Below are 21,757 nucleotides of genomic sequence, written 5' to 3' on the forward strand. Positions count from 1 at the left end.
AGATTTGATGGCTTACTCAGTACAAAAGTCGCGCCTGGCCAAGGTTGCGGGTGTTTCGCTTGTTATGTTGCTCGCGGCCTGTAGCTCTGACTCGCGCTATAAGCGCCAGGTGAGCGGTGATGAATCCTATCTGGAGGCCGCACCGCTTGCTGAGCTTCATGCTCCAGCTGGGATGATTTTGCCGGTTATGTCGGGCGACTATAATATCCCGGTAACCAACGGCAGTGGTGCCGTGGGTAAAGCGCTGGATATTCGTCCACCGGCTCAGCCGTTAGCATTAGTCACCGGTGCTCGCACACAGATCGCGGGTGATACGTCGACATTACTGGTGGAAAACGGTCGTGGCAACACACTGTGGCCGCAGGTCGTTAGCGTCATTCAGTCTAAAAACTACACGATCACCAAACGTGATGATGCCAGCCAGACGTTGACCACCGACTGGGTTGACTGGAACCGTCTGGATGAAGACGAGCAGTACCGTGGACGTTATCAAATCTCGGTTAAACCGCAGGGCTATCAGCAAGCGGTAACGGTGAAACTGGTTAACCTCGAGCAGGCGGGTAAACCCGTAGCCGATGCGGCATCAATGCAGCGTTACAGCGCTGAGATGATGAACGTTATCTCTGCTGGTCTGGATAAGAACGCCACCGACGCCGCGAATGCCGCGCAGAACCGCTCTGCAGCCACCATGGATGTTCAGAGCGCCGCCGATGACACCGGTTTACCAATGCTGGTGGTACGTGGACCGTTCAACGTGGTGTGGCAGCGTCTGCCGGCAGCGCTTGAGAAAGTGGGGATGAAGGTAACCGACAGCACCCGTTCTCAGGGCAGCATCGCGGTGACCTACAAACCACTGTCCGATAGCAACTGGCAGGAGTTGGGCGCAAGCGATCCGGGTCTGGTATCCGGCGACTATAAACTGCAGGTCGGTGATTTAGACAACCGCAGCAGCTTGCAGTTTATCGATCCGAAGGGGCATACCCTGACGCAAAGCCAGAACGACGCGCTGGTCGCCGTCTTCCAGGCAGCGTTCAGTAAGTAAAAATAAAGGGCTGGATAACTCCAGCCCTTTTTTTCTGATATGATACGCAAACGTGTGCGTCGGCAGAAAAACGCAATATTTATCGTTAATTCACACCCAGGAGTAATAAAGATGCAAAAGCAAGCTGAGTTGTATCGTGGTAAAGCGAAGACCGTATACAGCACGGAAAACCCGGACCTGTTGGTGCTCGAATTCCGCAATGATACGTCAGCAGGGGATGGCGCGCGCATTGAACAGTTTGACCGTAAAGGCATGGTGAACAACAAATTCAACCATTTCATTATGACTAAACTGCAAGAAGCGGGTATTCCTACCCAGATGGAGCGACTGCTTTCTGATACCGAATGTCTGGTGAAAAAACTGGAGATGGTACCGGTTGAATGTGTGGTACGTAACCGCGCGGCAGGCTCTCTGGTTAAGCGTTTAGGCGTTGAGGAAGGTATTGAACTGAATCCGCCGCTGTTTGATCTGTTCCTGAAAAACGATGCTATGCACGATCCAATGATTAACGATTCCTATTGCGAAACTTTTGGTTGGGTGAGCAAAGAGAATCTGGCACGTATGAAAGAGCTGACCTACAAAGCTAACGACGTGCTGAAAAAGATGTTTGATGATGCTGGTCTGATTCTGGTCGACTTCAAACTTGAGTTTGGTTTGTATAAAGGTGAAGTGGTCCTGGGTGATGAATTCTCACCGGACGGTAGCCGCCTGTGGGACAAAGAAACGCTGGATAAAATGGACAAAGATCGCTTCCGCCAGAGTCTGGGCGGCCTGATCGAAGCCTATGAAGCCGTCGCGCATCGCCTGGGTGTGAAGTTAGACTAATCTTCCCCTGAGCCGGCGATCGCTCTCCGGCTCATTAACCCCACCTGATTTGATTACTATTTCTTATGGTAATCCTGTTCCGAACCGCCTACGATCATCATCATAATGAATAAAAAGTTGAGGTGATTATGCGCTGGCAAGGGCGTCGTGAAAGTGACAATGTGGAAGACAGACGAAACAGCTCTGGCGGCGGCCCCTCTATGGGTGGGCCCGGTTTTCGTCTGCCCAGTGGTAAAGGCGGCATCATCCTGCTGATTGTGGTGCTGGTGGCGGGTTATTATGGCGTGGATCTCACCGGGCTAATGACTGGCCAGCCGGTCTCCCAACAGCAATCATCACGCTCCATCAGCCCAAACGATGATGAAGCGGCAAAATTTACCTCGGTGATTCTGGCTACAACAGAAGATACCTGGGGACAGCAGTTTGAAAAAATGGGCCGCACCTACCAACAGCCGAAGCTGGTGATGTACCGGGGCGCGACGCGTACCGGCTGCGGTGCGGGTCAGTCCGTGATGGGGCCGTTTTATTGCCCGGCAGATGGTACGGTTTACATCGACCTTTCATTCTATGACGACATGAAAAACAAGCTGGGCGCTGATGGTGATTTTGCTCAGGGCTATGTTATCGCCCATGAAGTGGGTCATCACGTGCAGAAACTGCTGGGCATTGAACCTAAAGTTCGTCAGATGCAGCAGAATGCCTCACAGGCAGAAGTGAACCGTCTTTCCGTTCGAATGGAACTGCAGGCAGACTGCTTTGCCGGTGTCTGGGGCCACAGCATGCAGCAGCAGGGCGTACTGGAGTCTGGTGACCTGGAAGAGGCACTGAACGCCGCACAGGCCATTGGAGACGATCGTCTGCAACAGCAGGGACAAGGACGCGTAGTACCGGACAGCTTTACTCACGGAACCTCTGAACAGCGTTTTACCTGGTTCAAACGCGGTTTTGACAGCGGCGATCCGGGGCAATGTAATACTTTTGGTAAAGGTATTTAAGACTCTGTGGCAGGGATGTCCGATAACACGGCGCTGAGCGCGTTAACCGAACAAATGACCCGCGAAGGGATCCGTCGTCTGCTGATTATCAGCGGCGAGGAGAACTGGTGTCAGGAACAGGCATTAGCGCTACGCAGCATGTTACCCGGCGACTGGCTGTGGGTAGGGGAGCAAGCCCCTACCGAGCCGTGCTGTACGCCGCAGGCGCTAAAAACATTATTAGGGCGCGAGTTTCGTCATGCGGTTTTTGACGCCAGGCAAGGTTTTGACGCTGCGGCGTTTGCCGCCTTAAGCGGCACACTGCTTGCTGGCAGTTGGCTGGTATTGCTGACCCCACCCTGGCATTCCTGGCACACACATCCGGACGCGGATTCACTACGCTGGAGCGATTGTGCTGAACCGATCCCTACACCGCACTTTATTGAGCACGTCAAACGGATGATTTCCCGCGATAGACAGGCTCTGCACTGGCAACAGCATCAGCCGGTTGCCTGTCCGCATTTTCCTGCTCGCGCAGCCTGGCATGCGGCAACCGGCGAACCCCAGCCAGAACAGGCGATGATATTAAATCATTTGCTGGCTATGCCTCCCGGTGTGGTTGCGGTGACGGCCGCACGGGGTCGGGGCAAGTCCGCTCTGGCAGGGCAACTCATAGCGCGGATTAACGGCACTGCGATTGTGACAGCGCCTGCCAAAGCGGCAACCGATGTGCTGGCGCAATTTGCCGGAGAGCGTTACCGTTTTATGGCCCCGGATGCGCTGTTAAGCAGTTCTGCAATCGCAGACTGGCTGATTGTGGATGAAGCCGCCGCGATCCCCGCGCCGCTGCTGCACCAACTGGTGGCGCGTTTTCCTCGTACGCTGTTAACCACTACAGTACAAGGCTACGAGGGTACGGGGAGAGGCTTCTTGCTGAAATTCTGTGCTCGCTTCCCCAATCTTCAACGCTATGAGTTGCAGCAACCGGTACGCTGGGCGCAGGGATGTCCGCTGGAGCAAATCGTCAGCGATGCGCTGGTGTTTGATGATGAAACGTTCACGCATGCCCCATTGGGGGAGCTTCACTTCTCGGCATTTGAGCAACAGTCCTGGCATGCTAACCCGGCGCTGCCGTTAGCGGTATACCAGCTGCTTTCCGGAGCGCATTATCGCACCTCGCCATTGGACCTGCGGCGAATGATGGACGCGCCTGGTCAGCATTTTCTTCAGGCATCAACCGCTGACTCCGTAGCGGGAGCCGTCTGGTTGGTCGATGAAGGGGGACTATCCGCGGAATTAAGCCAGGCCGTCTGGGCCGGATATCGTCGACCGAGAGGGAATCTGGTTGCGCAGTCGCTGGCGGCGCACGGTGGTGACCCGTTGGCGGCGACGCTCGTCGGGAGACGGGTCAGTCGAATTGCGGTTCATCCTGCGCGCCAAAGAGAAGGTATTGGGCAACAGCTGATTATGCTGGCCTACCGCTATTCCACATCGTGTGACTATCTGTCGGTCAGTTTTGGGTATACGGCTGAACTATGGCGTTTCTGGCAACGTTGCGGTTTTGTGCTGGTGCGAATGGGAAATCATCGGGAAGCCAGCAGCGGCTGTTATACCGCCATGGCGTTACTTCCCATTAGCGAAGCGGGGAAACGCCTTACCGAGCGGGAGCACCAGCATTTGCGCCGTGATGCGGAAATCCTTGCTCGATGGAACGGTGAGAGCATTCCGCTGGTCCCGCTGAAAGAGACTACGCTTAATGAGGATGACTGGGCTGAGCTGGCCGGGTTTGCCTTCGCGCATCGGCCATTATTGACGTCGCTAGGCTGTCTGAGTCGTCTGCTTGAGCACAGTGAGTTACCTCTTCCGGCCTTGCGCGGACGCATCCAGGCTAAACGTAGCGACGCCGAATTGTGTCAACAGCTCAAGATTTCTGGTCGTAAAGCGTTGCTGGTCATTCAGCGCGCCGAAGCGGCGCAGGCATTAAATCAGCTGGATGCAGAGCGTGAACAGCGGCTACATAATCGCATTATGCAATGGCAATTTTTTCACTAACTTCTTCAATTTCCTGGCATGGTCATTGCGGTTAAGCGGCGTAGAATGATTCTCATCAGTTAAGGAGATCGCCATGAAACATGACCATTTTGTTGTTCAAAGTCCCGATAAACCCGCTCAACAGCTACTCCTGCTGTTTCATGGCGTCGGCGATAACCCGGTTGCCATGGGCGAAATCGGCTCCTGGTTTGCGCCGCTGTTTCCGGATGCGCTAATCGTTAGCATTGGTGGAGCAGAGCCTTACGGAACGACGTCCGGACGTCAGTGGTTTTCGGTGCAGGGCGTAACAGAAGAGAATCGTCAGGAACGTGTTGACGCCATTATGCCGGTGTTTATCGAAACCGTGCGCTACTGGCAGAAGCACAGCGGCGTTTCGCCGCAGGCAACCGCGCTGATTGGTTTTTCTCAGGGTTCAATTATGTCACTTGAGAGCATCAAAGCTGAGCCGGGGCTGGCATCGCGGGTCATCGCCTTCAATGGCCGCTATGCCACCTTGCCAGAGGCTGCAACCACCGCGACGACGGTGCATTTGATTCACGGTGGTGAAGACCGGGTAATTGAGTTATCTCATGCCGTTGCCGCGCAGGAAGCGTTAATTCGCGCCGGTGGGGATGTGACGCTGGATATCGTCGAAAATCTGGGGCACGCCATTGATGAACGCAGTATGCAGTTTGCGCTCGATCATCTGCGTTTTACCGTACCGAAGCACTACTTTGATGAAGCGCTGAGCGGCGGTAAGCCTCACGATGATGATGTGATTACCATGATCTGATTGATCACCGTAGGCCGGATAAAACGCGAAGCGTTGCCATCCGGCACGTAATGCCCGGTGGCGCTAACGCTTACCGGGCCTACGGGACTTATCGGCCTACTAATTATTTCTTCGGTTGGTCCTTATTCGGCCAATCGTCGTCGTCCCATTTATCGTTAAAGTCACGATGCGGGGGAAGCTCCGGCTTGTTGGCAAGAAATTTCTTGTGATCGACGCGCTTGAGATCTTTAATCACGTTCAGCAGCACGCCTACCAGAAACACCAACACCAGAATCCACCAATATTTTGCCAGCCAGTCCATGCTCATTTCCTCTTACAGGAACACTCATCAGGCGACGAGTTGCTCCATGATACGTTGATACATACGGGCAAGCAGCTGCAGGTCGGCGGCATTAACACATTCATTAATTTTATGAATAGTGGCGTTGACCGGCCCAAGTTCTACTACCTGCGCCCCCATGCGGGCAATAAAACGCCCGTCGGACGTCCCGCCTGTAGTCAGTAACTGCGGTTTAATCTCATTATAGTGCTCAATGGCGTTCACCACTGCATCCACCAGTTTACCGCGTTCGGTCAGGAACGGCTGACCGGAAAGCCACCAGTCGACGGTATAACGCAGCTGATGTTTCTCCAGCAGCGCGTGAACCCGTGCTTTAATCATCTCATCGGTCAGCTCAGTGCTGAAACGGAAGTTGAACTGGATAAACAGTTCTCCAGGGATAACGTTGTTGCTTCCGGTTCCAGCCTGAATATTGGCAATCTGCATGCTGGTCGCCGGGAAGAATTCGTTACCCTGATCCCACTCGATCGCCACCAGTTCGTTGAGCATGGGGGCCGCGCGGTGTACCGGGTTATCGGCCAGATGCGGATAGGCTACGTGGCCCTGCACGCCGTGAATGGTCAGGTTGCAGGTCAGTGAACCACGACGTCCATTTTTCACCACGTCGCCAACGATTTCCGTGCTGGATGGCTCACCCACCAGGCAATAATCCAGTCGTTCATTACGCGCCATCAGCGCTTCAACCACCTTCACGGTGCCGTTTTTGGCGCTGGCTTCTTCGTCAGACGTTATCAAAAAGGCCAGACGACCCTGATGGTTTGGATGCTGGGCGACAAAACGTTCTGCGGCCACGACCATCGCCGCCAGTGAACCCTTCATATCGGCAGCGCCACGCCCGAACAACATGCCATCGCGAATGGTCGGTTCGAACGGTGGATTGATCCAGCGATCGACATCGCCGGCAGGCACTACGTCGGTGTGACCGGCAAATGCCAGGGTCTCGCCTTTACCGCGCCATGCCCAAAAATTCTGTGTGTCACCAAAGTCCATTCGCTCAACGGTAAAACCTACCGCGCGCAGGCGTTCAATCATTAACGCCTGGCACCCGGCATCATCCGGGCTCAGGGAAGGACGGCGAATAAGCTGCTGTGTCAGCTCAATGACCGGGCACGACATAGACTACACCTCATTAAAAAACAGAGTATAACTGGATTCACTGAAACCAAGCAGCATAGGCTTACCCGGCGCGCAGAGCAATGGGCGTTTGATAATTGCTGGCATTTCAATCATCAACGCGGCGGCGGAAGCCGCATCGGTGATTTGACTGCGCGTGGATTCATCGAGTTTACGCCAGGTGGTTCCACACGTATTGAGCAGCGCCTCCCAACCTAATTCGCTGATAAAGGACTGTAAGAGCGTGTTGTCCAGACCGTCGACGCGATAATCATGAAAGCGGTAGTCAATACCTTGAGCCTCCAACCAGCGTCTGGCTTTTTTAATCGTGTCGCAATTCTTAATGCCGTAAAGGGTGATCATTTGAATCCTTATTGACGTAACTTGAATATTTATTCTTTTATTCTGTGGCAATGAATAATACATATTGTCATTCAATCGTTATAGAAAAATATAACATTGTTGAACAACAGTGAATAATGATTCCTGAAAGCTCCAAAAAATACCGTATAACTAAAAATCAGAATCTGCCTGTTTGCATCAGCCTGTTTTTCCATCAGAATTGCAAAAGTAGTAGATGATGTATGAATATTTCAAAATATTGCAGTAAGTCACATAAAATTTATGGGTATAGCGCATAGTGATCACATAAACCCCAAACACTGGAGGAATCAATCGCAACCATCGGTTAAATTGCCTTCTTTTAATGATGATGATTTCGTAGAATGCCCATAATAATAAGAGAGGTTGTTATGATTGAACGTGAACTGGGGAACTGGAAAGACTTTATCGAAGTGATGCTTCGTAAATAATTTTCTGGAAGAAATTCATATCCTGTAAAGGATAAAAAAAGGCGACTCAACGTAAGTCGCCTTTTTTGTGTCCGATTATTCTGGGCGTGGCTTCAATGGGAAGCGTCTGCGCACCAGCACAAAGAACAGGGGAACGAAGTAAATCGCCAGGATAGTGGCTGAAATCATCCCGCCCATTACGCCAGTCCCCACCGCATGTTGACCGCCGGAGCCAGCGCCACTGCTGATGGTCATCGGCAGCACCCCGAAGATAAACGCCAGTGACGTCATCAGAATTGGGCGTAAACGTTGGCGACAAGCATGGAGCGTGGCGTCGAGCAGATCGTGTCCTTTCTCGTTCATCTCATTGGCGAATTCAACAATCAATATTGCGTTCTTCGCCGATAGCCCGATAACGGTAAGTAACCCGACCTGGAAATACACATCGTTTTCCAGGCCGCGCATCCAGGTCGCCAGTAGCGCACCAATGACCCCCAACGGCACGACCAGCATGACGGAGAAGGGTACCGACCAGCTTTCGTACAGGGCCGCCAGACACAGGAATACCACCAGCAGAGAAATGGCGTACAGGGCAGGGGCCTGAGAGCCCGATAGCCGTTCCTGATAAGACATCGCAGTCCATTCGAGGCCAAACCCTGTCGGTAACTGGCGCACCAGCGATTCCATTATGTCCATTGCCGTACCGGTACTGACGCCAGGCGCGGCTTCGCCGACAATCTCGACCGCGGAGTAGCCGTTATAGCGCTCCAGACGTGGTGAACCGGTTTCCCAGCGTGAAGTCGCAAAGGCCGAGAAAGGCACCATGCCACCGTTGTTATTGCGGACGTACCACAAGTTAATGTCGTCCGGGAGCATGCGATATTTTGCTGCCGCCTGCACGTAAACCTTCTTCACGCGGCCCCGGTCCATAAAGTCATTGACGTAGCTGGAACCCCAGGCCGTTTGCAATGTGTCGTTGATGTCGTCGATGGAAACGCCCAGCGCCTGGGCTTTGCGCTGATCGATATCAATTTGCAACTGTGGGCTGTCGTCCAGACCGTTATGACGAACGCGAGTCAGGGACGTGTCTTTCCCTGCCAGCTCAATGAGTTTGTCGCGCGCGGCCATTAACGCATCATGGCCCGCACCGGCGTGATCCTGCAGCTCCATATCGAAACCGGCAGAGCTTCCGAGGCCGCTGATAGCCGGAGGGCTGCTGGCGAAGACGCGGGCTTCTTTAATCTTATTAAAGGCTTTGGTCGCACGTTCGATGATGGCGAAAGAGGTCCCGGTAGTGGTGTCGCGCTCATCCCAGTCTTTTAAGCGGACAAACATACGTGCCACGTTTTGACCGTTCCCGCCAGGGCCAGAACCGACTGTGGAAAAGACTGACATAATGTTGTCTTTCTCATGGGTGAAGTAATACTTCTCCACTTCCTCAACCACTTTCAATGTTTGCTGCTGTGTGGAGCCGCTGGGCAACTGTACCGAGGTGGTAAACATGCCGCGGTCTTCCAGTGGCAGGAAGGAGGTTGGCAGGCGCAGGAACAGGAAAACCATTCCGCCGAGCAGCAGGCCGTAGATCAGTATCCAGCGCAGGCTGCGGTGCAGAATTCTGGCGACGCCTTTTTCGTAGCGCTCGGCGTTGCGATTAAACATCCGGTTAAACCAGCCGAAGAAACCGGTTTGTCCGTGATGCTCACCCTTATGCAGCGGTTTGAGCAGGGTGGCGCACAGTGCAGGGGTGAGGATCATCGCCACCAGAACAGACAGCACCATGGCGGAGACGATGGTAATCGAGAACTGGCGGTAAATTGCCCCGGTGGTGCCGCCGAAGAAGGCCATCGGGATAAACACCGCTGACAGCACCATGGCGATACCGACCAGCGCACCCTGGATTTGTCCCATCGATTTCCGTGTCGCTTCCCGCGGTGAGAGTCCTTCCTCACTCATAATACGCTCGACGTTTTCCACAACTACAATGGCGTCATCGACCAGCAGACCGATCGCCAGCACCATCGCAAACATCGTCAAGGTGTTAACGCTATAGCCAAAGGCGTAAAGCACGGAGAAGGTACCCATCAGGACGACGGGAACGGCGATGGTGGGAATCAGCGTGGCGCGGAAGTTTTGCAGGAACAGGTACATCACGAGGAATACCAGTGCAATAGCTTCCAGAAGGGTTTTTACCACGTCGATGATTGAGGCTTTAACAAAGGAGGTGGTTTCATACGCCACCTTATATTCCAGCCCGTGCGGAAAATATTGTGACAGCTCGTTCAAACGGTTAATGACCAGCGTTGCTGTCGCCATTTCATTGGCGCCTGAAGCCAGCTTCACGCCCAGGCCGGAGGCAGGATTTCCATTAAAGCGGCTGAGGTAATCATACTTTTCAGCACCCATTTCGACCGTTGCCACATCGCCCAGTTTAACTTCTGAACCATCCTGGTTGACGCGTAGCGTAATGGCGCGGAATTCATCCGGAGTCTGCAGCAGCGACTGGGCATTAATCGTCGCATTCAGCGCCTGTTTGTCTACTGAAGGCGTGCCGCCAAGTTGTCCGACGGCAATCTGCGCATTCTGTGACTCGATAGCGTCGGTCACATCTTTAGCGGTCATCTGGAAACTGTTCAGTTTGGCCGGGTCAAGCCAGATACGCATGGAGTACTGTGAGCCGTAAGCGTCAATATCCCCCACGCCGTTAATACGGCTGAGCGGATCCTGAATGTTACTGGCGACGTAGTCGGCGATGTCCTGCTTATCCATTGAGCCATCGGTGGAGACAAAGGCGATAGTCAGAATATTGGTGTCCCCGGTCTTACGCACCGTAACTCCCTGATCCTGTACCGCCTGCGGCAGTTTACGCATTGCCGATTGCAGCTGGTTTTGCACCTGCTGGACGGCCTCATCAGGATCGGTTCCGGCAACAAAGCTCAACGTAACCGTAGCCTGACCTGTCCCGCTGCTCTGCGATGACATGTACATCAGGTTATCGAGACCGGTCATGTTCTGCTCGATAACCTGGGTGACGGTGTTTTCCAGAGTCTGAGCCGAGGCGCCAGGATAGTTGGCGGTGACCCGCACGTTTGGCGGTGCCAGATCGGGATATTGCTCAACGGGCAGTGAAAAAATAGCCAGGGCTCCTGTCAGGCACAACAGGATAGCTAACACCCAGGCAAAAATGGGGCGATCGATGAAAAAATTCGCCATTAAAAGAGGACCTCGTGTTTCTGCGTATCGTTATGGGTATGGCTTGCTTCACTTTAGCGGCAAGGTACGGGTCAAACGTGGAGAAAAAAAGAAGATAATGTAAATTATCATGCCCGTTTACAGCATACCTTTCGTGCCAACGCCGTCAGGCCTGGATCCAGACCCGACGGCGCTTTGCGGTTCTTTACGTTAGCTCACTGTCTGATTCAGCCGAACGGAAACTGATGCTCACCAACGTTCCCCCTCCAGAAGGTTGAGAGAAGGTCAACGTGCCGCTTAGTCTTTCCGCCCGCTCACGCATAATATTTAGTCCATAGTGCCCTGTAGGCTCATGCGGCTCGCCAATGCCGATGCCGTTATCGCGGATATAAACCGTGTGGTTGCCGTCCGGAGCCGTTACGCAACTGACGGCAATTTCGCTCGCACTCGCATGCTTAATGGCGTTCAGCACCGCTTCGCGGATGATCTGCAACAGATGCACCTGCATTTGCGCATCCAGCGCAAGCGTAGGCAACCGACAATCGAGTGTGAGTTTAGCTGAGGTCTGATTTTGCAGCGTTTCCAGCATTTCATGCAGGGCGGAGGGTAAATCGGCCTGCTGTAAGGTCAGACGGAAGGTGGTCAGCAGCTCGCGCAATTGACGATAGGCATCATTCAGCGCCTGGGAGAAATCCGCCATAATGCTTTGCGCTGGGGCGTTATCTTCCGGAATTGAACGTTTAAGCAACGTGAGCTGAATGCGTAAATAAGAGAGCACCTGCGCCAGCGAGTCGTGCAGCTCGCGTGCAATGGTCGCGCGCTCTTCCATTAACAACAGCTGCTGAAAATGTTTTTGCGCCTGGTTGAAGTACAACCCGCGTCCCAGCATCGAGGAGACGCTGTTGAGCAGCGGAGTAGAAGCGTTGACGTTTGGACTTTGCCAGTGCAGTTCGCCGTAGACGGTTTCCTGCATGGTGACTGGCAGGATTTGCATTGGCAGCTCGAGGCTTTTAGTCCCTTCGCTAATCCGCCAGTTATCACCGACGGTGAGCTCAAGGAAATACGCGGCGTCATGTTCGCGGACGATCTGTAAAATATGGCGGAAGCAGTGCACGTCAATCTGGCTGGTATTTAACGCTTGGGAGCACTGATACAACACCTCCAGACGGCGATTGGCTTCGTGGAGATCGTGGGTTTTCTCTGCTACCGAGGCTTCCAGCGAGCGGTACAGCTTGTGTAATTCACTCGACATCTGGCTAAACGTTTTGCCCAGCAATCCCAGTTCATTGGGCAAACCGGTATCCAGCGGTGGGATATCAAACTGACCGTGTTCAATTTGCTGACTGGCCATCACCAGTTTATTCAGTGGACGGACCACCTGCTGGCGAATGCGCCGCAGGGTAAAGAAGACGAGGGTGAATATGCCTATCCCGCCCGCCAGCGAGATGCCAAATACCAGCATCACTTTGCGTTCGGCATAATGCTGCAACGCCAGCACGAAGAGATCGATTTGATCGACGTAGTTGTTGATGTTGGCCTGGTACCATTTTAAATCGCCGTCGATCAGGCGGGCGTTCATTTCCAGCCAGTTAGCATGCAGACGTCCATAGCGGCTTTTTACCGCTTGTGGCACATACCACGCGTTCAGATTCTGTAGTGCTGGCGAGTTTAGCGCCTGCTGGAAAAGCTGGCGGTGGGCGTTAAGCTGCGGGCTCTGGCTTTGTAGATCGTAACCCAGACGGTAGCTTTGCATGCGCAATGAGCCAGCAACGTTGATGGCTTCGGCATCTCGCAAGCTGCTGGTCAGCGTGAGCAGCGCAATACCCGTTGAGAGAATTGACAGCAGCACTATGTAGAAAAAAGCTTTAGCCAGACTGGCCGAAACCGGACGCTTTACCGTCACTTGTGCATCCTCACACAATACACGTCGCGCCTGAAAACAGCGTGAACGATGCGGTGTATTTGATAAATGTTAATAAAACGCCATGAAACTGGATGGTAACTGAAACACAATTTCATATGCGATGAAATAAATTGATCTGCCACAGGTTCTGGATAAATAGTTGTGCTTCCTGGGCAAATGAACATTGCCGCTTCCTTCCGTGTCGGTTAATAACACTCTTATAAAGAATAAGGTTTTTGCAACCAAAAAAGAAGGAAGCCATGAATCGTTTTATTATGGTCAATAGCCAGCAGTGCCTGGGATGCCATGCCTGTGAGGTCGCCTGCGTCATGGCTCACAATGGCGAACAGCATGTCCTGAACCAACGGCATTTTCAGCCCCGAATTACCGTCATTAAGCATCAGCAGCAGCGCAGCGCGGTGACCTGCCACCACTGCGAAGATGCACCCTGCGCCAGAAGCTGCCCAAACGGGGCAATTAGCCATGATAACGACAGCGTTCAGGTGAACCCGCAAAAGTGTATTGGCTGTAAATCGTGCGTTGTAGCCTGTCCTTTCGGCACGATGCAGATCGTACTCACTCCCGTAGCCAAAGGGAAGGTGAAAGCTACCGCGCACAAATGCGATCTGTGCCAGGGGCGTGAACAGGGACCCGCCTGCGTAGAAAACTGTCCGGCGCAGGCGTTACAGCTGGTGACGGAAAATTCACTTACCGGTCTGTCAAAAGCGCGCAGGCTGCGTACCGCAAGTCTGGAAAGCCAGCCATGGCATGCCAGCACTACCGATTTTGTTCCACATGTCATCACTAAACGTGAGCAAATGCAGGCGACGCCTGCGCGCGGGGAGCCGGATAAACTGGCGATTGAGGCCCGGAAAACCAGCTTTGAAGAGATCTATCTGCCGTTTCGTACGGCGCAGGCGGAGCGCGAAGCCTCTCGCTGCCTGAAATGCGGCGACCACAGTATCTGCGAATGGACCTGTCCGTTGCATAACCACATTCCGCAGTGGATTGAACTGGTCAAAGCCGGGAATATCGACGCGGCGGTTGAGCTTTCTCACCAGACCAACTGCCTGCCGGAGGTGACCGGACGCGTATGCCCGCAGGATCGACTCTGCGAAGGGGCATGCACGGTGCGTAGCGAGCATGGCGCAGTCACCATCGGTAATATTGAGCGTTACATCTCCGATCGGGCGCTGAGTAAAGGATGGCGACCGGACTTAAGCCATGTGCAGAAAGTGGACAAGCGTGTTGCCATCATCGGTGCGGGTCCGGCGGGTCTGGCCTGTGCGGATGTGCTGGCGCGCAGCGGTATCAGCGCCACCGTCTACGATCGCCATCCCGAAATTGGCGGTTTGCTGACGTTCGGTATTCCTGCCTTCAAGCTGGACAAATCGCTGCTGGCGCGCCGCCGTGAAATCTTCAGCGCCATGGGTATTCATTTTGAACTTAACTGTGAAGTGGGTAAGGATGTCGCGCTTGAAAAGCTGCTGGAGGATTACGATGCCGTGTTCGTGGGCGTAGGAACCTATCGTTCCATGAAGGCGGACCTGCCAAATGAAGACGCGCCAGGCGTGTATGATGCGCTGCCGTTCCTGATTGCCAACACCAAGCAGGTGATGGGGCTGGAGGAACTGCCTGAAGAACCGTTTATCGACACCGCCGGACTAAACGTGGTTGTGCTGGGCGGAGGCGATACGGCAATGGACTGTGTGCGAACCGCCCTGCGTCATGGTGCAAGCCAGGTGACCTGCGCCTATCGTCGTGATGAAGCCAACATGCCCGGCTCGAAAAAAGAGGTGAAGAATGCCCGGGAAGAGGGGGCAAATTTCGAGTTTAACGTTCAGCCGGTTGAGCTGGTGTTGCATGCCGATGGGCGAGTCAGCGGTGTGCGTTTCTTACGTACCCAACTTGGTGAACCTGATGCGCAGGGCCGTCGTCGCCCGGTTCCCATTGCCGGGAGTGAGTTTGTCATGCCCGCAGATGCGGTGATTATGGCGTTTGGTTTTCACCCACACGGCATGCCGTGGCTGGAGTCGCATGGCGTTAAGGTCGATAACTGGGGGCGCATTGCCGCCGATGTTGAAAGTGCATACCGTTATCAAACCAGTAACCCGAAAATCTTTGCCGGTGGTGACGCGGTACGCGGTGCAGACCTGGTGGTGACGGCTATGGCGGAAGGGCGGCACGCCGCCCAGGGGATCGTCGACTGGCTGGGCGTAAAATCAGTCAAATCTCATTAATCGGCGAGTAGGCCGGATAAAACGCGTTAGCGTTGCCATCCGGCAATGTGCCGCATGCATGCCTGATGGCGCTTTGCTTATCAGGCCTACATTGTTCCAAGACAAACCCGGTTTCACGGCGTAGTATTATTTTTCACTTCTCGCCGTGGAGCCGGTATGTCGCAAAAAATTACCCTCATCAAAGATAAAGTCCTCTCCGATAACTACTTCGTCCTGCGCAATATCACTTATGACCTGACCCGTAAGAATGGAGAGGTGATCCGTCACAAACGTGAGGTTTACGATCGTGGCAACGGCGCCACAATCCTGCTGTATAACCCGGAGAAGAAAACGGTGGTGCTCATCCGCCAGTTTCGCGTTGCGACATGGGTCAACGGTAACGAAGACGGTCAACTGATTGAAACCTGCGCCGGGCTGCTGGATAACGACGAACCGGAAGCATGTATTCGAAAAGAGGCGATTGAAGAGACCGGCTTTGAAGTGGGTGAAGTACGTAAACTGTTTGAGCTATACATGTCGCCGGGCGGTGTGACGGAAATAATCCACTTCTTCATCGCGCAATACCGTGACAGTCAGCGTGCAAACGCGGGGGGCGGTGTGGAAGATGAAGATATTGAAGTTCTGGAACTGCCGTTCACACAGGCGCTGGAAATGATCAAAACGGGTGAGATCCGTGACGGTAAAACGGTGCTATTACTGAACTATTTGCAGTCATCGCATCTCATGGACTAATGCGCGGGATTTATATTTCTTTACAAATTTACGGCCAATCCGACGATTCTTATTGAGCCACATCAGTCGCGCAAGGAAGATACCGCTTAGGCTGTGTGTTTTGACTTCGGGGTTGTACCGTCCATGCGCTATCGCGTTATTCTCCTTTTCCTGCTCGGGTTGCTACCTGCCCGATTGCTGTGGGCTGCGCCCGCGCAACAGGCGTTTTCTGACTGGCAGGTAACGTGTAATAACCAAAATTTTTGCGTGGCGCGAAATACCGGAGAGCACCACGGCCTGGTCATGACCTTGAGCCGCAGCGCTGGGGCACATACTGACGCCGTGTTGCGTATTGAGCTGGGCGGGCTGGAATCGTCCAGCGTCAAAGAGAGCGATATTGCGCCGCGTCTGCTGTTGGATGGTGCGCCACTCTCGCTGAGCGGCGAGCACTGGCGCATAACTCCCTGGCAGCTGACGACCGATGATCCCGCCACCATCAGCGCATTTTTACAAACCGTACAGGACGCGAAGGCGATTACCCTGCAAAAAGGTGCGCAAAACCTTTCGCTGGCCGGGCTAAAAGCCGCGTTGTTGTTTATCGACGCCAAGCAAAAACGGGTGGGGAGCGAAACTGCATGGATTGAAAAAGGTGACGAGCCTCCGCTCAGCGTACCTCCGGCCCCCGCGCTGAAAGGTGTAGCGGTCATTAATCCAACGCCAACGCCTCTCACGCAGCAGGAGCGCAGTGAACTGCTGGACTATGGTAACTGGCGGATCAACGGTATTCGCTGCTCTATCGATCCGCTGCGTCGCGAGATGCGCGTCACGGCCCTAACGGATGATAAAGCGCTGCTGATGATTGGTTGTGAGGCCGGGGCGTATAACACCATCGATCTGGCGTGGGTGGTTTCACGTACGACTCCGTTGACTTCACGCGCGGTACGGTTAAGCCTGCCGTTTAAAACGGATGCAGAAAGTCGCGATATGGAGCTGACCAACGCTACGTTTGACGAGAAGTCGCGGGAGCTGGTCACCCTCGCTAAAGGACGAGGGTTGGCAGATTGCGGTATCCAGACCCGCTGGCGCTACGACGGTCAACGTTTTCGCCTGGTGCGCTATGCCCAGGAGCCAAGCTGCGATAACTGGCATGGGCCAGATGCCTGGCCCACACTGTGGATCACGCGTTAAGCACCTTGTGCGCTTTGTCGACGATGTTATCTACCGTAAAGCCGAAGAACGGGAACAATTTGTCCGCTGGAGCCGACTCTCCATAACCCGTCATCCCAACAATTGCCCCTTTCAGCCCGACATATTTGTACCAGTAGTCAGCAATTCCTGCTTCTACCGCCACGCGAGCGCTGACGTTTGCTGGCAGGACCGATTCCCGGTACGCCTCATCCTGGGCGTCGAAGATATCGGTTGAGGGCAGAGAAACCACTCGCACGTTACGACCTTCTCCGGTCAGTTTTTCCGCTGCCAGCAGCGTGATTTCCATTTCTGAACCGGTAGCAATCAAAATAACATCCGGCTTACCGCCGCCATCCTTCAGTACATAACCGCCGCGGGCAATTTGCTGCACCTGCTCAGGCGTGCGCTCAACCTGTGCCAGATTCTGCCGCGAGAGGATCAGCGCCGTTGGCCCGTCATGACGTTCTACTGCCAGCTTCCAGCCTACCGCCGCCTCAACCTGATCGCACGGTCGCCAGGTACTGAAATTAGGCGTCAGGCGCAGGCTAGCGAGCTGTTCAACGGCCTGGTGCGTAGGACCATCTTCCCCCAGGCCAATCGAGTCGTGGGTATAAACCATGATTTGTCGGGCTTTCATCAGTGCCGCCATACGCGCGGCATTTCGGGCATATTCGACAAACATCAGGAACGTAGCGGTGTACGGAACGAAGCCCCCGTGATGGGCGATACCGTTGGCAATCGCGGTCATGCCAAATTCCCGCACGCCGTAGTGGATGTAGTTTCCTGCATGATCCTCTTTAAGAGAGGAAGAGCCTTTCCAGATGGTCAGGTTGCTGGGGGCCAAATCCGCCGATCCGCCAAGCAGCTCAGGCAGTATAGGCCCGTAAGCGTTGAGGGTATTTTGCGAGGCCTTGCGGGTGGCGATTTTGGCCGGATTGGCCTGCAGCTCGGTAATATATTTCTGGGTTGTTTCTTCCCACTTTTCCGGCAGCCCACCGCTCATCCGGCGAGTAAACTCTGCCGCCAGTTCCGGGTAGGCTTGTTGGTAAGCTGCGAATTTCTCCTTCCAGCCCTGTTGCGCTTTTTCGCCTGTCTCGCGTGCGTCCCACGCCCGGTAAATCTCTTTGGGGATCTCAAAAGCAGGATGATGCCACCCCAGCTTCTGCCGGGTCAGTGCTACCTCTTCTTCGCCCAGCGCAGCGCCGTGCGCTTCCTCTTTCCCTGCTTTATTTGGTGAGCCAAAACCAATCACCGTGCGGCAGATAATTAGCGATGGTTTATCGGTAACAGCCTGCGCTTCCTGAATGGCTTTTTTCACCGCCTCTGGGTCATGACCGTCAATGTCGTGCACCACATGCCAGTGATAAGCCTCAAAGCGTTTTGCAGTATCGTCGGTAAACCAGCCGTCAGTTTCTCCGTCAATTGAGATGCCGTTGTGATCGTAGAAGCCAATGAGTTTGCCAAGCCCCAGCGTGCCCGCCAGCGAACAAGCCTCGTGTGAAATACCCTCCATCAGACAGCCGTCGCCCATAAAGACCCAGGTAAAGTGGTTAACAATCTCATGGTCCGGCTGGTTAAACTGCGCTGCCAGCGTACGTTCGGCAATGGCCATACCGACGGCGTTGGCTAAACCCTGACCCAGCGGTCCTGTCGTGGTTTCCACGCCCGGCGTGTAGCCAATTTCCGGGTGCCCTGGCGTCTTCGAATGGAGCTGACGGAAGTTCTTTAATTCTTCGATTGGCAGGTCGTAACCGGAAAGATGCAACAGGCTGTAAAGCAGCATTGAGGCGTGGCCGTTGGACAGAATAAACCGGTCACGATCGTACCAGGTGGGATCGGTCGGGTTATGGCGTAGAAAATCGTTCCACAGAACTTCGGCGATATCGGCCATCCCCATTGGTGCTCCAGGGTGGCCGGAGTTAGCTTTTTGGACGGCATCCATACTTAGCGCACGAATGGCATTGGCAAGCTCTTTACGGGTCATAGGAAATACTCCTTGAAAAGTAAAGTGTTAGATGCGTGTTGTGATTCACACTTTTGGGAAAATTGCGGGCGTTGTCAGCAAAAAGCATAGCAGACAGGCATGGTATTGCTGGATTAAGCAGGTAACATGGTTGTTATAAATTGATAACAAATTCTTTCTTTGAATGGTGAGAGTTTGGGGACCTTCAAAGTTTGTACCGTTGACTGAGGTGATAATGTGCGGCTCAGTAGAATGGTTACCCGCGCCACTTTTTTGATAGATACGTGAAAGGAACAACAAGATGGATGACCAGTTAAAACAAAGCGCCCTCGATTTCCACGAATTTCCGGTACCCGGTAAAATCCAGGTTTCTCCGACCAAGCCTCTGGCAACGCAGCGCGACCTGGCGCTGGCCTACTCGCCGGGCGTGGCTGCACCGTGTCTTGAAATTGAAAAGGATCCGCTGGCAGCCTACAAATACACCGCGCGCGGCAACCTGGTTGCGGTTATTTCCAACGGCACAGCGGTGCTGGGTCTCGGTAACATTGGCGCGTTAGCCGGCAAACCGGTGATGGAAGGTAAAGGCGTTCTGTTTAAGAAATTCGCCGGGATCGACGTGTTCGACATTGAAGTCGATGAACTCGATCCGGATAAGTTTATCAATGTGGTTGCGGCCCTGGAGCCCACGTTTGGCGGTATCAACCTCGAAGATATTAAAGCGCCGGAGTGCTTCTACATTGAGCAAAAACTGCGCGAGCGCATGAATATTCCGGTCTTCCACGATGATCAGCACGGTACGGCAATCATTAGTACAGCCGCTATTCTGAACGGTCTGCGGGTGGTGGAGAAGAACATCTCTGACGTACGCATGGTGGTGTCCGGCGCAGGTGCGGCGGCGATTGCCTGTATGAACCTGCTGGTGGCGCTGGGGATGCAGAAACACAATATTGTGGTCTGCGACTCCAAAGGCGTGATTTACAAAGACCGCGAACCGAACATGGCGGAAACCAAAGCGGCTTACGCGGTGGTGGATGACGGTAAGCGTACGCTGGATGATGTCATTGACGGCGCAGATATTTTCCTCGGCTGCTCGGGCCCGAAAGTGCTGACGCAGGAAATGGTTAAGAAGATGGCGCGTGCGCCAATGATTCTGGCACTCGCCAACCCGGAGCCGGAAATCCTGCCGCCGCTGGCAAAAGAGGTGCGTTCCGACGCCATCATCTGTACCGGTCGTTCAGACTACCCGAACCAGGTTAACAACGTCCTGTGCTTCCCGTTCATCTTCCGCGGTGCGCTGGACGTTGGTGCGACGGCCATCAACGAAGAGATGAAACTGGCGGCGGTGCACGCGATTGCTGAGCTGGCGCATGCTGAGCAGAGTGAAGTGGTGGCATCTGCTTATGGCGATCAGGACCTGAGCTTCGGCCCGGAATACATCATTCCGAAACCGTTCGACCCGCGTCTGATCGTCAAAATCGCCCCCGCGGTGGCGAAAGCGGCGATGGACTCCGGCGTGGCAACGCGTCCGATTGCCGACTTTGACGCTTACATCGATAAGCTGACTGAATTCGTCTACAAAACCAACCTGTTCATGAAGCCGATTTTCTCCCTGGCACGCAAAGCGCCGAAGCGCGTGGTGCTGACCGAAGGGGAAGAAGCGCGCGTACTGCACGCTACCCAGGAGCTGATCACGTTAGGGCTGGCAAAACCGATCCTGATCGGTCGTCCAAGCGTTATTGAAATGCGTATCCAGAAACTGGGTCTGCAGATCAAAGCGGGCGTCGATTTTGAAATCGTCAACAATGAGTCCGATCCGCGCTTTAAAGAGTACTGGAGCGAGTACTACCAGATTATGAAGCGTCGTGGGATTACCCAGGAGCAGGCGCAGCGTGCGGTGATTGCCAACACTACGGTGATTGGCGCAATCATGGTACAGCGCGGCGAAGCGGATGCGATGATCTGCGGTACGATTGGCGACTATCATGAGCACTTCAGTGTGGTAAAAGAGGTATTTGGCCATCGCGACGGCGTGCATACTGCCGGGGCGATGAACGCCTTGCTGCTGCCAAGCGGTAACACCTTTATCGCCGATACCTACGTCAACGACGATCCTACGCCTGAGCAACTGGCGGAAATCGCCGTGATGGCGGCAGAGACCGTGCGTCGCTTTGGTATCGAACCGAAGGTGGCGTTGCTGTCGCACTCCAACTTTGGTTCCTCTAACTGTCCGTCGGCCAGCAAAATGCGCGACGCGCTGGAGCTGATTAAGGCGCGCGCGCCAGAGTTGATGATTGACGGCGAAATGCACGGCGACGCCGCGCTGGTGGAAAGCATCCGTAATGACCGCATGCCGGACAGTCCGTTGAAAGGCTCAGCGAATATTCTGGTGATGCCAAATATGGAAGCGGCCCGTATTAGTTACAACTTACTACGCGTTTCCAGTTCTGAAGGCGTTACGGTTGGCCCAGTGCTGATGGGGGTTGCGAAACCGGTTCACGTATTAACGCCGATCGCCTCTGTTCGTCGTATCGTTAATATGGTGGCGCTGGCGGTTGTAGAAGCCCAAACGCAGCCGCTGTAATTTCACTTTAATTTATTTCCGGCGCGGGTTTCTCCCGCGCCTTTTTATTTTCCCTTTCTTAGTGATCTACTTC

16 protein-coding genes are annotated in these 21,757 nt (G+C 54.1%); 10 read left to right on the top strand and 6 right to left on the bottom strand.

Features of this window, described 5'->3' with window-relative positions:
• The first annotated feature begins 7 nt into the window (after nucleotides 1-7).
• The 5 genes from bamC to ypfH all read left to right on the top strand — a co-directional run bounded on the left by bamC (nucleotide 8) and on the right by ypfH (nucleotide 5,665).
• On the top strand, nucleotides 8-1,042 hold the full coding sequence (gene bamC, locus LY264_RS06940; protein WP_003835088.1) for an outer membrane protein assembly factor BamC: 1,035 nt from the start codon (nucleotides 8-10) through the stop codon (nucleotides 1,040-1,042).
• A 111-nt stretch (nucleotides 1,043-1,153) separates the two neighbouring features.
• Entirely contained in the window at nucleotides 1,154-1,867 is a 714-nt protein-coding gene (gene purC, locus LY264_RS06945) for a phosphoribosylaminoimidazolesuccinocarboxamide synthase (protein WP_003835086.1), read from the top strand.
• A 128-nt stretch (nucleotides 1,868-1,995) separates the two neighbouring features.
• Nucleotides 1,996-2,862, top strand: coding sequence for a KPN_02809 family neutral zinc metallopeptidase (gene ypfJ / locus LY264_RS06950; protein WP_003037967.1), 867 nt, complete (start codon nucleotides 1,996-1,998; stop codon nucleotides 2,860-2,862).
• A gap of 15 nt (nucleotides 2,863-2,877) precedes the next feature.
• Nucleotides 2,878-4,893: a tRNA(Met) cytidine acetyltransferase TmcA gene (locus LY264_RS06955; protein WP_048224983.1), complete on the top strand. Its 2,016-nt coding sequence runs from the start codon at nucleotides 2,878-2,880 to the stop codon at nucleotides 4,891-4,893.
• A 73-nt stretch (nucleotides 4,894-4,966) separates the two neighbouring features.
• A complete protein-coding gene (gene ypfH / locus LY264_RS06960) occupies nucleotides 4,967-5,665 on the top strand; it encodes an esterase (RefSeq protein ID WP_048224981.1) in 699 nt (232 codons plus the stop codon).
• A gap of 103 nt (nucleotides 5,666-5,768) precedes the next feature.
• Here ypfH and LY264_RS06965 read toward each other — a convergent pair whose 3' ends face one another.
• Genes LY264_RS06965 through LY264_RS06975 form a run of 3 tightly spaced genes read right to left on the bottom strand, consistent with a single transcriptional unit; the run spans nucleotide 5,769 to nucleotide 7,481 of the window.
• Complete coding sequence (locus LY264_RS06965) at nucleotides 5,769-5,966, bottom strand: YpfN family protein (protein ID WP_048224978.1); 198 nt, start codon at nucleotides 5,964-5,966, stop codon at nucleotides 5,769-5,771.
• A gap of 27 nt (nucleotides 5,967-5,993) precedes the next feature.
• Nucleotides 5,994-7,121: a succinyl-diaminopimelate desuccinylase gene (dapE, locus tag LY264_RS06970; protein WP_003037976.1), complete on the bottom strand. Its 1,128-nt coding sequence runs from the start codon at nucleotides 7,119-7,121 to the stop codon at nucleotides 5,994-5,996.
• A 3-nt stretch (nucleotides 7,122-7,124) separates the two neighbouring features.
• A complete protein-coding gene (locus LY264_RS06975) occupies nucleotides 7,125-7,481 on the bottom strand; it encodes an ArsC family reductase (protein WP_048224976.1) in 357 nt (118 codons plus the stop codon).
• Nucleotides 7,482-7,870: 389 nt separating this feature from the next.
• On the opposite strand from LY264_RS06975, the gene ypfM reads away from it, so the two are divergent.
• Nucleotides 7,871-7,930, top strand: coding sequence for a protein YpfM (gene ypfM, locus LY264_RS06980; RefSeq protein WP_001386977.1), 60 nt, complete (start codon nucleotides 7,871-7,873; stop codon nucleotides 7,928-7,930).
• A 75-nt stretch (nucleotides 7,931-8,005) separates the two neighbouring features.
• Here ypfM and acrD read toward each other — a convergent pair whose 3' ends face one another.
• A complete protein-coding gene (gene acrD / locus LY264_RS06985) occupies nucleotides 8,006-11,119 on the bottom strand; it encodes a multidrug efflux RND transporter permease AcrD (RefSeq protein ID WP_048215800.1) in 3,114 nt (1,037 codons plus the stop codon).
• A 184-nt stretch (nucleotides 11,120-11,303) separates the two neighbouring features.
• Nucleotides 11,304-13,001 (bottom strand): nitrate/nitrite two-component system sensor histidine kinase NarQ, encoded by a 1,698-nt coding sequence (gene narQ / locus LY264_RS06990; RefSeq protein WP_048215801.1) that lies wholly within the window; start codon nucleotides 12,999-13,001, stop codon nucleotides 11,304-11,306.
• 260 nt (nucleotides 13,002-13,261) lie between these two features.
• On the opposite strand from narQ, the gene aegA reads away from it, so the two are divergent.
• The 3 genes from aegA (at nucleotide 13,262) to LY264_RS07005 (ending at nucleotide 17,140) form a co-directional block, all read left to right on the top strand.
• Complete coding sequence (gene aegA / locus LY264_RS06995) at nucleotides 13,262-15,241, top strand: formate-dependent uric acid utilization protein AegA (protein ID WP_048215802.1); 1,980 nt, start codon at nucleotides 13,262-13,264, stop codon at nucleotides 15,239-15,241.
• A 156-nt stretch (nucleotides 15,242-15,397) separates the two neighbouring features.
• The gene (gene nudK / locus LY264_RS07000) at nucleotides 15,398-15,973 is read left to right on the top strand and encodes a GDP-mannose pyrophosphatase NudK (RefSeq protein ID WP_048224974.1); all 576 of its coding nucleotides are present in this window, start codon (nucleotides 15,398-15,400) and stop codon (nucleotides 15,971-15,973) included.
• A gap of 123 nt (nucleotides 15,974-16,096) precedes the next feature.
• Nucleotides 16,097-17,140 carry a DUF1176 domain-containing protein gene (locus LY264_RS07005; RefSeq protein WP_048225846.1) on the top strand — a complete coding sequence of 348 codons (1,044 nt, stop codon included), beginning with the start codon at nucleotides 16,097-16,099 and terminating at the stop codon, nucleotides 17,138-17,140.
• On the opposite strand, the gene tkt is transcribed toward LY264_RS07005, so the two are convergent.
• Nucleotides 17,130-19,124, bottom strand: coding sequence for a transketolase (tkt, locus tag LY264_RS07010; RefSeq protein WP_048224972.1), 1,995 nt, complete (start codon nucleotides 19,122-19,124; stop codon nucleotides 17,130-17,132). The two genes, LY264_RS07005 and tkt, sit on opposite strands and share 11 nt — an antisense overlap.
• 280 nt (nucleotides 19,125-19,404) lie before the next feature.
• On the opposite strand from tkt, the gene maeB reads away from it, so the two are divergent.
• Nucleotides 19,405-21,684 (top strand): NADP-dependent oxaloacetate-decarboxylating malate dehydrogenase, encoded by a 2,280-nt coding sequence (maeB, locus tag LY264_RS07015; RefSeq protein ID WP_003835063.1) that lies wholly within the window; start codon nucleotides 19,405-19,407, stop codon nucleotides 21,682-21,684.
• Nucleotides 21,685-21,757 lie beyond the last annotated feature (73 nt).

Origin of the sequence: Citrobacter portucalensis, from assembly GCF_023374935.1 — a bacterium.
GTDB classification, from domain to species: Bacteria; Pseudomonadota; Gammaproteobacteria; order Enterobacterales; family Enterobacteriaceae; genus Citrobacter; species Citrobacter portucalensis.

What these genes read in the sequence shown, in the direction of transcription:
- bamC (WP_003835088.1), top strand. Translation starts at nt 8, where the DNA reads ATGGCTTACTCAGTACAAAAGTCGCGCCTGGCCAAGGTTGCGGGTGTT.
- purC (WP_003835086.1), top strand. Translation starts at nt 1,154, where the DNA reads ATGCAAAAGCAAGCTGAGTTGTATCGTGGTAAAGCGAAGACCGTATAC.
- ypfJ (WP_003037967.1), top strand. Translation starts at nt 1,996, where the DNA reads ATGCGCTGGCAAGGGCGTCGTGAAAGTGACAATGTGGAAGACAGACGA.
- LY264_RS06955 (WP_048224983.1), top strand. Translation starts at nt 2,878, where the DNA reads ATGTCCGATAACACGGCGCTGAGCGCGTTAACCGAACAAATGACCCGC.
- ypfH (WP_048224981.1), top strand. Translation starts at nt 4,967, where the DNA reads ATGAAACATGACCATTTTGTTGTTCAAAGTCCCGATAAACCCGCTCAA.
- LY264_RS06965 (WP_048224978.1), bottom strand. Translation starts at nt 5,966, where the DNA reads ATGGACTGGCTGGCAAAATATTGGTGGATTCTGGTGTTGGTGTTTCTG.
- dapE (WP_003037976.1), bottom strand. Translation starts at nt 7,121, where the DNA reads ATGTCGTGCCCGGTCATTGAGCTGACACAGCAGCTTATTCGCCGTCCT.
- LY264_RS06975 (WP_048224976.1), bottom strand. Translation starts at nt 7,481, where the DNA reads ATGATCACCCTTTACGGCATTAAGAATTGCGACACGATTAAAAAAGCC.
- acrD (WP_048215800.1), bottom strand. Translation starts at nt 11,119, where the DNA reads ATGGCGAATTTTTTCATCGATCGCCCCATTTTTGCCTGGGTGTTAGCT.
- aegA (WP_048215802.1), top strand. Translation starts at nt 13,262, where the DNA reads ATGAATCGTTTTATTATGGTCAATAGCCAGCAGTGCCTGGGATGCCAT.
- nudK (WP_048224974.1), top strand. Translation starts at nt 15,398, where the DNA reads ATGTCGCAAAAAATTACCCTCATCAAAGATAAAGTCCTCTCCGATAAC.
- LY264_RS07005 (WP_048225846.1), top strand. Translation starts at nt 16,097, where the DNA reads ATGCGCTATCGCGTTATTCTCCTTTTCCTGCTCGGGTTGCTACCTGCC.
- tkt (WP_048224972.1), bottom strand. Translation starts at nt 19,124, where the DNA reads ATGACCCGTAAAGAGCTTGCCAATGCCATTCGTGCGCTAAGTATGGAT.
- maeB (WP_003835063.1), top strand. Translation starts at nt 19,405, where the DNA reads ATGGATGACCAGTTAAAACAAAGCGCCCTCGATTTCCACGAATTTCCG.